Genomic DNA, 12123 nt, shown 5'->3' with positions numbered 1-12123 from the left:
GGAGAGTGATATGCCGCAATATTGGCTGATGAAATCGGAGCCGGACGAATATGGCTGGGATGATCTGGTCGCCGAGGGCGAAGGCACCTGGGACGGCGTCAAGAATGCGCAGGCGTCGAACAATATGAAGGCGATGCAGAAAGGCGATCAGGTTTTTTTCTATCATTCGCGCCAGGGGCTGGACGTGGTTGGCATCATGGAAGTGGGCGAAGAGGCTTCGCCCGATGTGACGACTGACCCCGACCGCTGGGTGGTGGTCAAGGTGAAGCCGGTGCGGAAACTGGCCCGGCCGGTGCCGCTGAAAGCGATGAAGCAGAATCCCGAGCTGAAAGATCTGGCGATCATCCGGCAGACGCGCTTGTCGGTGGCGCCGGTGACGGAGCGGGAATGGCAGGCGATACTGGAGATGGCGGGTGAGTGAAGACAATTCGGACTGGCCGGAGATTTTGCAGGCAGTGGAACGGGCTGTCGCACCTGAAATCGGGACGGGAAAGGTCGCCGACTATATTCCGGCGCTGGCCAGCGTTGATCCGCGCAAATTCGGGCTGGCGGTGGCGCTGTCCGATGGACGAATGGAAACGCTGGGCGATTCAGACGAGCCTTTTTCGATGCAGAGCATCTCCAAGATTTTCACTCTTTCACTGGCGCTCAAGGCGGTCGGCGACCGGCTTTGGGACCGGGTCGGGCGGGAGCCGTCAGGTTCGCCGTTCAACTCGATCGTCCAGCTGGAAAATGAACAGGGCATACCGCGCAACCCGCTGATCAACGCAGGCGCGATCGTGACCACCGATCATCTGGTCGAACATTATTGCGCGGACAGCGACGGTGCCGAGCCGGCGGTGGTCGAGCTGCTGACGATGTTGCGGCGGCTGGCGCAGGATGACACGATCCAGATCGACAGCGCTGTTGCCCTGTCGGAAGCGGAGTCGGGCTCGCGCAACCGGGCGCTGGCACATTTCATGGCGGATTTCGGCAATATGGCCAATCCGGTGGAAAAGGCTCTTGCTGCCTATTTTCGCCATTGCGCGGTGGCCGTGACCTGCCGCCAGCTGGCGCGGGCCGCATTATTCCTGGCCCATGGTGGCCGCGATCCTGTCACCGGCGAGCAAGTCGTCACCCGCCAGCGCTGCCGCCGGATTCTGGCGGTGATGATGTCCAGCGGTCATTATGACAATAGCGGCGACTTTGCCTATCGCATCGGTCTGCCGGGCAAAAGCGGCGTCGGTGGCGGCATATTGGCCGTTGCGCCGGGGCAGGGCACGATTGCCGTCTGGTCGCCCGGTTTAAACAGGGCAGGGACATCCCGGGTCGGCGGTTTCGCACTGGAGGAACTGGTCCGACAGACAGGATGGTCGGTGTTCGGCTAGTCGGCGCTTCGCAATCCGCTCACGGTCGCGCCGGCAGCGGTCAGAAATTCGACGTCGGTTTTCAAGTGAAGCAATCTTAATCCCTTGCGTTTCATGGCCTCGGATAAAGCCGGCGCAAAGTCGTCGGTGCTTTCCACCGTCGCGCTCCAGCCGCCATAGGCCCTTGCCAGTGTCGCGAAATCCGGGTTCTTCAGCGATGTTGCCGACAGCCGCGCCGGATATTCGCGTTCCTGATGCAGGCGGATGGTGCCGAAGCTGCCATTGTCGATCACCAGCACCAGCAGGTTCGCCTCATACTGTATCGCGGTTGCCAGTTCCTGACCGTTCATCATAAAGTCGCCGTCGCCTGCGATAACCACGGACACGCGGTCGGGGAAGCGCAGGGATGCGGCCACCGAGGCCGGGACGCCATAGCCCATGGCGCCGCTGGTCGGAGCGAGCTGGCTGGGAAAGGCGCCATATTTCCAGTAGCGGTGCCACCAGCCGGAAAAATTGCCGGCGCCGTTGCAGATAATCGCGTCGGCGGGAAGCTGCTGCTGCATCTCCGCTACGCACTGGCCCAGGTCGAGCTTGGCGGCAGTGGGTTTCGGGCTCGACCAGTCCAGATAGTCCTGATGCGCGGCCTTGCCTGCGTCGAAAATGAGGAGATCATCGTCCCATAGCGTGGCCTGTTCGGCGAACTCGTCCATTTCGGCGCAGATCGGCAGGTCGGTGCGATAGACATGGTTGAGCTCGTCGGGATCGGGATGGACGTGGACGAGAATCTGGTCGGGATGGTCGGGGGTGATCAATGTATAGCCATCGGTGGTCGCCTCGCCGAGCCGCGCGCCGACCGCAATGATCAGGTCAGCCTCTTTTATTCGCTGGGTCAATTTGGGATTGGGGCCGTAGCCGAGATTGCCGGCATAGACCGGACTTTCGTTGGGGAAATTATCCTGTCGCCGGAACGCGACCGCCACCGGCAGGCCGATACGCTCAGCATATTGGGCGAAATAATGTCTGGCCTTGGCGCTCCAGCCCGCGCCGCCGATGATCGCGATAGGGTCGGTGGCATCGCGCAACATGTCGGTGAGCGTCATCATCGCGTCGGGGCAAAGTGGCTGGGCTGGGGGTATCACCTTCGGCCGGTCAAGCGCCTCGACTTCGTCGCGTAACATGTCCTCGGGCAGGGATAGCACCACTGGTCCGGGGCGTCCGGAACTGGCGGTATCAAAGGCGCGCGCAACATATTCCGGGATCCGGGCGGCATTATCGATCCGGGCCGCCCATTTGGCGAGCGGCGTGAACATCGCTGCGAAATCGACTTCCTGAAAGCCTTCACGGTCGCGGTCATCGCGGGCGACATCGCCGATGAACAGGATCATCGGCGTGCTGTCCTGCATCGCGGTGTGGACGCCGATGCTGGCATTGGTCGCGCCGGGGCCGCGGGTGACAAAGGCAATGCCGGGCGCGCCGGTCATCTTGCCATCGGCTTCGGCCATGAAAGCGGCGCTGCCGTCCTGCCGGGTGGATACGGTCTGGATCGTGCCGCAGTCGTGGAGCGCGTCGAGCACGGAGAGGAAGCTTTCGCCGGGAACAGTGAAGATTCGCTCGGTGCCCTGGATGACCAGCTGATCGACGAGAATTTGTGCTCCGGTGCGTTTTGTCATGTTTCTCTCTCCATGCTCACCCGCAGCTTGAGCTGCAATTTATCTATTTATATGTCGCACAAAGACACGAAGGCACGAAGGGAATTTAACTATCTGATCTTCTTTGTGCCTTTGTGTGTTCGTGCGACAAAATTGAGAAAGCTGTCGCGTACTGCGATCTCGGGATTTGCTCCCAAAATCAAGCCTGATGGATCGCTTTGGTCACCATATAGGCTTTTAGTCCGTCCGGTCCGTCTTCCGACCCGTGGCCGCTTTCCTTGACCCCGCCGAAGGGTGCGTCGCCAGGGCTGACGGTCAGATTGTTGATTGCCACCATGCCCGCCTCGATCTTGTCACCGATCATATTGGCAGTGTGCAGACTGGAGGTGAAGGCATAGGCGGCCAGGCCCAGCGGCAGGCGGTTGGCCTGATCGATGGCTTCGTCCAGTGTGTCGAAGGGCCGCATCACGGCGACCGGGCCAAACGGCTCCTCGTTCATGATATTGGCGTCGAGCGGGACGTGCGACAGCACGGTGGGATCAAAGAAGAATCCCTTGTCGCCGCGCCGTTCGCCGCCGAGCCGGACGTCGGCGCCCCTGGTCCGCGCATCGTCAATCATCACGCCCACAGCGCTCGGCCGGCGCGGGTTTGCGAGAGGGCCCATCTCGACCGCGTCAAAGCCGTCGCCGACGCTGATTTTTCGGGCGCGTTCGGTAAAGGCTTTCTCGAATCGATCATAAATGCCCGACTGGACATAGAAGCGGGTGGGCGAGACGCAGACCTGACCGGCGTTGCGGAATTTTCCGGCAACGACCAGATCGAGCGTCTTGTCCAGATCGCAATCATCAAAGATCAGCACCGGCGCGTGACCGCCCAGTTCCATGGTGGTGCGCTTCATACCCTCGGCAGCGAGCTTCATCAGATGCTTGCCGACCGGGACCGAACCGGTGAAGCTGACCTTGCGGATCACATCCGAGGCAATAAGATGGCTGGAGACTTCTGCCGGATCGCCGAAGACGACCTGCGCGACACCGGAGGGCAGACCCGCATCGACGAGGCAACGCACCATCTCGATCGGGCTGGCAGGGGTCTCCTCGGCTGGCTTGAGAATGATCGAACAGCCCGCGGCAATGGCCGGAGCCAGCTTGCGCACCGGCGTGAACACCGGGAAGTTCCAGGGACTGAATGCCGCCACTGGTCCGACCGGCTGATATTTGACGAAACTGTTCTGACCCGCCGGGCGGACCAGTACGCGTCCGTAACAACGCTTGGCCTCCTCGGCCATGATATCGAAATGATTGGCGGAAGCGGAGACTTCGCCAACCGCTTGGGCCAGCGGCTTGCCTTGCTCGTAGGTCATCAGACGGCCGATTTCCGGTGCCCGTTCGCGCATCAGGTCGGCCGCCTTGTGCAATATCACCGCGCGCTCGGCCACCGATGTATCGCGCCAGGTCGGAAAGGCGCGGTCGGCTGCGCCCAGCGCCCGGTCGAGATCGGCTTTGGTCGCCTTGGGCAGATCGGAAATAGCTTCACCGGTCGCCGGATTGACGACCTCATGAACGGCGCGATCCCCGCCATCGATCCATCCGCCATCGATATGAAACTGCAATTTGCGAGGATAAGCGTTTGACATAGTTGCTCCTGAAACTGTTTGTCTTGCTACTAGACTTGTCGCCGAATTCCCGCAATGACTGTGACAAATATTGAGAGGAGATTTCGATGGAGATAGTCACCGAAGGCCTGCGCTTTCCCGAAGGTCCGATTGCGATGCCGGACGGCAGCGTCATCTTGGTCGAAATTGAGGCGCAGCAGCTCACCCGTGTCCTGCCCGACGGCACCAAGAAGCTGGTCGCGAAAACCGGCGGTGGCCCCAATGGCGCGGCGATGGGTCCGGATGGCAAAATCTATGTCTGCAACAATGGCGGCTTTGAATATAAGGACGAGAACGGCTTTCTGACCCCGGCGGGTATCGCCAAAGACTATGCCGGCGGCAGCATCCAGCGGGTCGATCCCGACACCGGCGAAGTCGAAACGCTCTACAAGGACGGCGATTTCGGCTGCATCCTGCGCGGGCCCAATGATATCCAGTTCGACGCCCATGGCGGCTTCTGGTTCACCGATCATGGCAAAACCGATTACGAGAAACGCTGCCACGATATTGTCGGGATTTTCTATGCCAAGGCCGACGGCAGCCATCTGGAAGAGGTGGTCTTCCCCTCCAACAATCCCAACGGTATCGGGATTTCGCCGGACGGCAACACGCTCTATGCCGCCGAGACGTTCACCTGCCGGTTGATGAAATTCAACATCACCGCACCCGGCAAGGTGGCTGCCGACGCAGGGCCGGGCGGTCCCGGCATTCCGCTCTATCGTCCTTCCGGCTATAAATTTTTCGACAGTCTGGCGATGGAGGAATGCGGCAATATCTGTGTTGCCACCATCGGTGAATGCGGCATCAGCGTGATTTCGCCGGAGGGTGAGCTGGTCGAATTTGTCGAGACGCCGGATATCTTCACCACCAATATCTGCTTTGGCGGAGAGGATATGATGGACGCCTGGATATGTCTGTCGGCAACTGGAAAACTGGTCAAAACCCGCTGGAAACGGCCCGGAATGAAATTGGAATATTTGAACAAATGAAATTCACCACCGTAATTTTCGACTTTGGTGGGGTTATCACTTCGTCGCCATTTGAAGCGTTTAACCGGCTGGAGGCCGAGAAGGGCGTCCCCCGGGACAGCGTGCGCCGGATCAACAGCGCCAATCCCGACGATAACGCCTGGGCCAGGTTTGAGCGCGCGGAACTGGATGGTGCCGGTTTTGACGAAGCCTTTGCCGAAGAGGCCAAGGCGCTGGGTCTGGAATTGCGCGGCGCCGACGTGCTGGCCGTACTGGCGGGTGACGTGCGACCCAATATGGTGTCCACGCTGGACCGGTTGAAGGCCGAGGGCTTTGCGATTTCCTGCATCACCAACAATGTTCCGGCCGGCAAGGGTGCGGGCATGGCGATGGATGATGAAAAGGCGGCGGCGGTAGCCGCGATCATGCAGCGCTTCGATCATATCATCGAGAGCAGCAAGGCCGGGGTGCGCAAGCCCGATCCGCGCATCTATCAGATGATGTGCGAGGCGCTGAATGTCGACCCGACGCAATGCGTCTATCTCGACGATCTCGGGATCAACTGCAAACCGGCGGCGGCGCTTGGCATGGCGGCAATCAAGGTGTCGGCGGAGCAACAGGCGCTCGACGAACTGGGGGCCCTGCTGAATATGCAATTGCCCTGATGCTTTGCACGACCAGGATGAAGCTGTAATATTTCCGTCACCAATGAGTCGTCGAACGGTCGTGAAACCGCTATAGCGCGACGAGGGTTCAAAGGTTGCGGGGATTCGTGGGTAATAGCTTGTCGGACAGATTTGGCACGGTGGCCCGCTGGTATAGCCGGACGGGTCTATATCCGATTATCTTGGTGATACTGGCGGTTTTGCTGCTGGTCCAGGCGGTACGGCTGATCTGGCTGGTGGTGACTCCGCTGGGGCCGGTTGGCGATTATCGCGCTGATCAGGTGCGAATATTGTCACCGCAATCGCGGCTCACCCTGTTCAGCAGCTTCGATCCGTTTTTCCGCGACGGCGCAACGCAAAGCGCCAATGTCGTGACTTCGCTGCAATTGACCCTGTTCGGCATTCGCATGAACGAGGCGTCTGGACGCGGTTCGGCAATCCTCGCCGGTCCGGACGGGGTGCAGACCAATTATGTAATCGGCGAGGAAATCATGTCCGGTGTCACGCTCGACAGCGTGGAATTTGACCATGTCATTATCAACCGGGGCGGCGTGCGCGAAAGCCTCTATCTCGACCAGTCGATTCCCGCGCAGACCGTCGGCACCGAGGAGCCGGTCGCCTCCGCTTCGCTGTCGCTAGGCGCCAACGAAATCCCCGGCGTCGCATCGCTGGCGCCGCGCAATGATCAGGGGCGCGTCACCGGAATATTGCTGTCGCCGCTGGGCGATGGCAGCCTGTTCAAGAGCGCCGGTTTTCGCAATGGCGATATCATCGTGTCGATCAACGGCAATCCGGTGGGCTCGGCGAGCGACATCGAGGCGCTGACAAGTCAAATCCGGCCCGGCGCGCGCCTGTCGGTGGAAGTGGAGCGCGGGGCCGACACGGTTCCGGTCGCTGTCAATCTGGGAGCCCCATAATGTCTAGTTACTTCGCCCGGATCATAGCGGTCCTCGCTCTTTGCGCCGGCCTTTCGGCCGCGCCCGTGTCGGCCCAGCACACGCTCAATGTCCGCGATGCCGATATCCGCGCGTTCGTGCAGGATGCGGCAAAGGTCACCGGCCGCACCTTCATCCTCGACAGCCGGGTGCAGGGCAAGGTTTCGGTGGTCACCGACCGTCCGCTCAGCCGCTCGGAATATTTCGAGATTTTCCTCTCGACCCTGCGCGCCAATAATCTGGTCGCGATTCCGACGACTCGCGGTGCCTATCGCATCCAGCCGGCCGATGGCGCGGCGTCGCAGCCGAGCCGGATCGGGTCGCGTGGCGCCGAGGCCAATCAGTTGGTCACCGAAGTGGTACGGCTGAAATCGATTGTCGCGACCGAAGCGCTGGAGACACTGCGTCCGCTGGTCAGCAAACAGGGCTCGATCACCGCCAATCGCAACGCGAACAGTCTGGTGATCGTCGACTATGCAGACAATATCCGGCGGATACGGTCGCTGGTTGGCGATATCGACCGCGACAGCGCCGCCAGCACCATCATCACGCTGAAAAACGCCGGTGCTAGGGAAATCGCGACCTCGCTGCAGGCCCTAGCCGCGCAAGGCGGTGGTGACGGATTGCGCGCACCGGTAACCGTGGTGCCGATCGACAGCAGCAACAGCATTGCCCTGCGCGGCGACCCCGGCGCAGTGGCGCGTTTCGAGCAAATGGCGCGTGAACTCGACAAGGGCGCGGAATCGGGGACAGAGATACGCGTCCACCGGCTCGGCTATGCCAATGCCGAACATCTCATGCCGGTGATCGAAAATCTTCTCGGCAAAGGTGGTACCAGCGGAAGCGCGGCCAAAGTTGCCGCTGCCGACGGTGGCGAAGCGGCCGTTTCGTCTGTCTCTGCCGGCGGCAATGGTATCGCCAGCCGGGGCCCGGCCATCGTTACCCGGCTTGAAGGCACCAATGCGATCATCGTAGCGGCAAATCCCGATGTGCAGCGCATGATTGGTGAACTGATCCGCCAGCTTGACACCCGGCAGGAGCAGGTGGTGGTCGAAGCGATCATCGTCGAGATTTCGGAGACGCTGGCGCGCGAGCTGGGCGTGCAATGGCTGGTTGGCGGGGAAGATGTTCCTTTTGCCGTCACAAATTTCTCCAACGCCTCGCCGAACATTGTCGACGTCGCCGGCGGTTTGCTGGCCGACCAGTTCGATACGACAACCACCACCACGACCGATACCGCAACCACCGTAACCACGAACAGTTCGGTCGGCGACGCGCTGAGGGAAAATGCGGCGGATTCTGTGCTTAGTGCCCGCGGTGGATTCGGCGGCTTTGCGACCAGCCTGGGGGGCAGCGCGGTGCTGGGTGCGATCATCAACGCGGTGCAGTCCGATACCGACAGCAACGTCCTGTCGACGCCTTCGCTGACGGTGAACAACAATCTCAAGGGCAGCATCCTGTTCGGCCAGGAAATCCCGGTTTCAACCGGAGAAGCCCTGTCCGGCAATTTCGACAATGCCTTCCGCACGATCCAACGGCAGAATGTCGGCATCGAGCTGGAAGTAACACCGCAGATCAATGCCGGTGAGGAAGTGCGGATGGAATTGCGCCAGCAGGTCAGTTCGATCGCCGGACCGGTTTCCGACGATTTCAACGAGCTGATCATCAACAAGCGCGAGATCAATACCACGGTGACGGTGGGCGATGGCGAAATTATCGCACTGGGCGGTTTGCTCGACGACAACGAGCGTCGCACGATCCAGAAAGTGCCGTTTCTCGGCGATATCCCGGTTCTGGGAGAATTGTTCCGTTCGCGGGGTCGGTCGCGGGTCAAGACCAATCTGATGGTTTTCATCCGCCCGACGATCCTGAAAGATCCCAACGACGCCCGGCGTTTCTCCAGTGCGCGCTATGACTATATCCGGGACCGGCAGATCAGCCGCGATCCGGAAAGCGAACCGTCCATTGATGCTCTGGTCCGCGACTATCTGGGAACCGTTCCTCCGGTGGTCAAACCACGTCCGGACGACCGGATCATCTATGCGCCGGGCGACCGGCCTGCGGTCAGTGACAGTGGCATGATCGAGCGGGCACCGCTCCCGCCAAGCGAGGCCGGCGGGAAGCCGTAATGAAAATCGCCCGGGGAACAGAGGCGACGATTGCCGAGGCGGAGCACAGCCCTCAGAGCGCGCCGCTCGCGAGAGACCTGCCTTATACCTATGCCCGGGACCACGGCCTGTTGCTGCAGGACTGCAGCGGTGAGCGCCCGGTGCTGGCCATGCGTAGCGGTTCTGACCCATCCGCTCTGCTGGAGGTGCGGCGCTATCTGGCTCTGCCCTTCGATGTGGAACTGGTCGATGCTCCGGCGTTCGAGAAGCTGCTCAGCGCCCATTATGCGATGGACGGCTCGGCGGCCGCCATGGCGGGCGATATGGCGCTGGCCGGCGAGGGGCTGGACGATATTGCCGGGGACATTCCGAGCGCCGAGGATCTGCTCGACAGCGCCGATGACGCGCCGACCATCCGGCTGATCAACGGGATCATCGCCGAGGCGGCACGGCAGGGCGCTTCGGACATCCATATCGAACCCTATGAGACGGGGCTGGTGGTCAGGATGCGGGTCGACGGCGTGCTGACCGAGAAATTGCGCATGCCGCCGCATGTCGCGGGCGTGATCGTCAACCGGATCAAGGTTATGGCGCGGCTCGATATTGCCGAGCGGCGGATACCGCAGGACGGCCGGATCAGCCTGACGCTGGGCGGAAAGCTGCTCGATGTGCGTGTTTCCACCTTGCCCAACCGGGCGAGCGAGCGGGTGGTGATGCGGATTCTCGACAAGGAAAGCGCCGGTATTTCGCTCGACCTGCTGGGCATGTCCCCCAATACCCACGCGATCCTCAGCGAGGCGCTCAGCGAACCCAATGGCATCATCCTGGTCACCGGCCCCACCGGCTCGGGCAAGACCACCACGCTTTACGCCGGCCTCAAGCAGCTCAACGACGGCAGCCGCAATATCCTGACCATCGAGGATCCGGTGGAATATGCGATCGAGGGGATCGGCCAGACGCAGGTCAATGCCAAGGTCGGCCTGACCTTCGCGGCGGGTCTGCGCGCGATCCTGCGGCAGGATCCCGATGTCGTGATGATCGGCGAGATCCGCGACCGCGAGACGGCCGAGATTGCGGTGCAGGCGAGCCTGACCGGTCATCTGGTGCTCTCCACCGTGCACACCAATGACGCGGTCGGTGCGATCACCCGGATGCGCGACATGAAGGTGGAGCCGTTTCTCCTCGCCTCGACCCTGCGCGCGGTGGTTGCCCAGCGTCTGGTGAGAAAGCTCTGCGACCATTGCCGCACCCCGATCCAGGCCGACGGGAGCCTGGCAAGCTTGCTCGGTTTTGACAATGGCACCGTGGTCTACCGCGAGACCGGCTGCGACCATTGCAACCATACCGGCTTTCAGGGCCGGATCGGCGTGTTCGAGGCCATCCGCATCGACGACACGCTGCGCAAGCTGATCAACGACGGCGGCGACGAGGCGGCGATCACGGCCCATGCCTTCCGCAACCAGCCCCATCTGGGCGTGGCCGCAAGATCGCTGGTCCGTGAAGGTCTGACGACGCCCGAAGAAGCGATCCGCATCTCCCGGCGTGAAAGCGAAGCGGTCGATGCCTGAGTTTGCCTATAGCGCGATTGATCCCAAGGGTCGGGAAAAGGCCGGGCGACTGACCGCAGCCAGCGATGAGGCGGCGCGCGCGAAGCTGGTCGAACGCAATTTCTACGTCGTGAAAGTGGAAGCGGCCCAGGAGAAGTCCAGCGAACGGGGCAAAACGTCCGCCGGATTATTCGGCCCGAAAAAGCTGTCGTCGAAAGAACTTACCCTGTTCACGCGCCAATTGTCGTCGCTGGCGCAGGTCAGTCCGCTGGAAGAAGCACTACGGCTGATCGGCAACCAGAATGAAAAGCCGCATGTCCAGCAACGGATCGCAGCAGTCCATGGCGGGGTGCTGGAGGGGCAGCGTCTGTCCGAGGCGATGCGCCGAGAGCCGAAAAGCTTTCCGCCGCTCTACCGGGCAATGATCGCGGCGGGAGAAAGTTCCGGCACGCTGCCCGATATCACCGAACGGCTGGCCGATCTGCTCGAGCGCCAGGCCGAATTGCGCGGCAAGCTGATCGGCGCGTTGGCCTATCCGGCGGTGCTGGCTTTGGTCTCGATCATCGTCGTCGCGCTGCTGATGATTGCGGTCGTGCCAAAGGTGGTCGAGCAGTTCGACGACGTGAACCAGCAACTGCCGATAATCACGCGGATTGTCATCGGGATATCGGACTTTCTGGCCGGCTGGTGGTGGGGAATTCTCATATTCATTGGACTGGCGCTGCTGATCGGCTGGCGGGCGCTGAAAGAGCCACAACTGAAATATCGATTCGATGCTTTCCTGCTGCGCCTGCCGTTCTTCGGGCGCCTATTGAGGGACTTGCACGCAGCGCGTCTGGCGCGAACGCTATCGACCATGGTCGCCAGCCGCCTGCCGATTATCGAGGGGCTGCGGCTGACCACCGAAACGATCAAAAACAGCGTGTTGCGCAAGGCGTCGGAAGATATGGTCGAGGCGATAAGAGGGGGCGGCAGCCTGTCCAGCGCGCTGAAAAATGCAGGCGTATTTCCGCCAATGCTGATCTATATGACTTCCAGTGGCGAGGCATCGGGGCAGCTGGATGATATGCTGGCACGGGCGGCGGGCTATCTGGAAAGGGAATTTGACAATTTCAGCTCTACAGCCTTGTCCTTGCTGGAGCCGATCATCATTGTGGCCCTGGGAGGCCTGGTTGCGCTGGTGATATTGGCGATTCTATTGCCGATCCTGCAGCTTCAGAATCTGGCAGGACTATGAGGGCCGGGAAAAAGGAA

At 61.3% G+C, this 12123-nt stretch carries 10 protein-coding genes; 8 read left to right on the top strand and 2 right to left on the bottom strand.

Annotated elements, in window-relative coordinates; all coding sequences use genetic code 11:
- Window positions 1–10 precede the first annotated feature (10 nt).
- Both BOSE62_RS09605 and BOSE62_RS09600 read left to right on the top strand, forming a co-directional pair.
- A complete protein-coding gene (locus BOSE62_RS09605) occupies window positions 11–421 on the top strand; it encodes an EVE domain-containing protein (RefSeq protein ID WP_201295651.1) in 411 nt (136 codons plus the stop codon).
- Entirely contained in the window at window positions 414–1367 is a 954-nt protein-coding gene (locus BOSE62_RS09600; protein ID WP_201295650.1) for a glutaminase, read from the top strand. Before BOSE62_RS09605 ends, BOSE62_RS09600 begins: the two co-directional genes overlap by 8 nt.
- Here BOSE62_RS09600 and BOSE62_RS09595 read toward each other — a convergent pair.
- Together BOSE62_RS09595 and BOSE62_RS09590 are read right to left on the bottom strand one after the other, a co-directional pair.
- Window positions 1364–3016, bottom strand: coding sequence for a thiamine pyrophosphate-binding protein (locus tag BOSE62_RS09595; RefSeq protein ID WP_159645430.1), 1653 nt, complete (start codon window positions 3014–3016; stop codon window positions 1364–1366). The two genes, BOSE62_RS09600 and BOSE62_RS09595, sit on opposite strands and share 4 nt — an antisense overlap.
- 178 nt (window positions 3017–3194) lie before the next feature.
- Window positions 3195–4628 (bottom strand): NAD-dependent succinate-semialdehyde dehydrogenase, encoded by a 1434-nt coding sequence (locus BOSE62_RS09590; RefSeq protein ID WP_159645427.1) that lies wholly within the window; start codon window positions 4626–4628, stop codon window positions 3195–3197.
- 86 nt (window positions 4629–4714) lie between these two features.
- On the opposite strand from BOSE62_RS09590, the gene BOSE62_RS09585 reads away from it, so the two are divergent.
- The 6 genes from BOSE62_RS09585 (at window position 4715) to gspF (ending at window position 12106) form a co-directional block, all read left to right on the top strand.
- Window positions 4715–5635 carry an SMP-30/gluconolactonase/LRE family protein gene (locus tag BOSE62_RS09585; RefSeq protein WP_159645424.1) on the top strand — a complete coding sequence of 307 codons (921 nt, stop codon included), beginning with the start codon at window positions 4715–4717 and terminating at the stop codon, window positions 5633–5635.
- On the top strand, window positions 5632–6279 hold the full coding sequence (locus BOSE62_RS09580; RefSeq protein WP_159645421.1) for an HAD-IA family hydrolase: 648 nt from the start codon (window positions 5632–5634) through the stop codon (window positions 6277–6279). The genes BOSE62_RS09585 and BOSE62_RS09580 overlap by 4 nt, the downstream gene beginning before the upstream one ends.
- 119 nt (window positions 6280–6398) lie before the next feature.
- Entirely contained in the window at window positions 6399–7196 is a 798-nt protein-coding gene (locus BOSE62_RS09575; RefSeq protein WP_159645418.1) for a type II secretion system protein N, read from the top strand.
- Window positions 7196–9343 (top strand): type II secretion system secretin GspD, encoded by a 2148-nt coding sequence (gene gspD, locus BOSE62_RS09570; protein ID WP_159645415.1) that lies wholly within the window; start codon window positions 7196–7198, stop codon window positions 9341–9343. Before BOSE62_RS09575 ends, gspD begins: the two co-directional genes overlap by 1 nt.
- Entirely contained in the window at window positions 9343–10890 is a 1548-nt protein-coding gene (gene gspE / locus BOSE62_RS09565; RefSeq protein WP_159645412.1) for a type II secretion system ATPase GspE, read from the top strand. Before gspD ends, gspE begins: the two co-directional genes overlap by 1 nt.
- A complete protein-coding gene (gspF, locus tag BOSE62_RS09560; RefSeq protein WP_159645409.1) occupies window positions 10883–12106 on the top strand; it encodes a type II secretion system inner membrane protein GspF in 1224 nt (407 codons plus the stop codon). Before gspE ends, gspF begins: the two co-directional genes overlap by 8 nt.
- Window positions 12107–12123: the final 17 nt, after the last annotated feature.

Origin of the sequence: Sphingorhabdus sp. 109 (assembly GCF_902506555.1) — a bacterium.
Classification (GTDB): Bacteria; Pseudomonadota; Alphaproteobacteria; order Sphingomonadales; family Sphingomonadaceae; genus Parasphingorhabdus.
The sequence above is the reverse complement of the archived record's forward strand: the minus strand, read 5'-3'. Positions and strand labels throughout refer to the sequence as shown.

Excerpts from the sequence above, each read along its gene's own strand:
- gspF (WP_159645409.1), top strand. The coding sequence starts at position 10,883 with ATGCCTGAGTTTGCCTATAGCGCGATTGATCCCAAGGGTCGGGAAAAG.
- BOSE62_RS09595 (WP_159645430.1), bottom strand. The coding sequence starts at position 3,016 with ATGACAAAACGCACCGGAGCACAAATTCTCGTCGATCAGCTGGTCATC.
- gspE (WP_159645412.1), top strand. The coding sequence starts at position 9,343 with ATGAAAATCGCCCGGGGAACAGAGGCGACGATTGCCGAGGCGGAGCAC.
- BOSE62_RS09590 (WP_159645427.1), bottom strand. The coding sequence starts at position 4,628 with ATGTCAAACGCTTATCCTCGCAAATTGCAGTTTCATATCGATGGCGGA.
- BOSE62_RS09585 (WP_159645424.1), top strand. The coding sequence starts at position 4,715 with ATGGAGATAGTCACCGAAGGCCTGCGCTTTCCCGAAGGTCCGATTGCG.
- BOSE62_RS09580 (WP_159645421.1), top strand. The coding sequence starts at position 5,632 with ATGAAATTCACCACCGTAATTTTCGACTTTGGTGGGGTTATCACTTCG.
- gspD (WP_159645415.1), top strand. The coding sequence starts at position 7,196 with ATGTCTAGTTACTTCGCCCGGATCATAGCGGTCCTCGCTCTTTGCGCC.
- BOSE62_RS09605 (WP_201295651.1), top strand. The coding sequence starts at position 11 with ATGCCGCAATATTGGCTGATGAAATCGGAGCCGGACGAATATGGCTGG.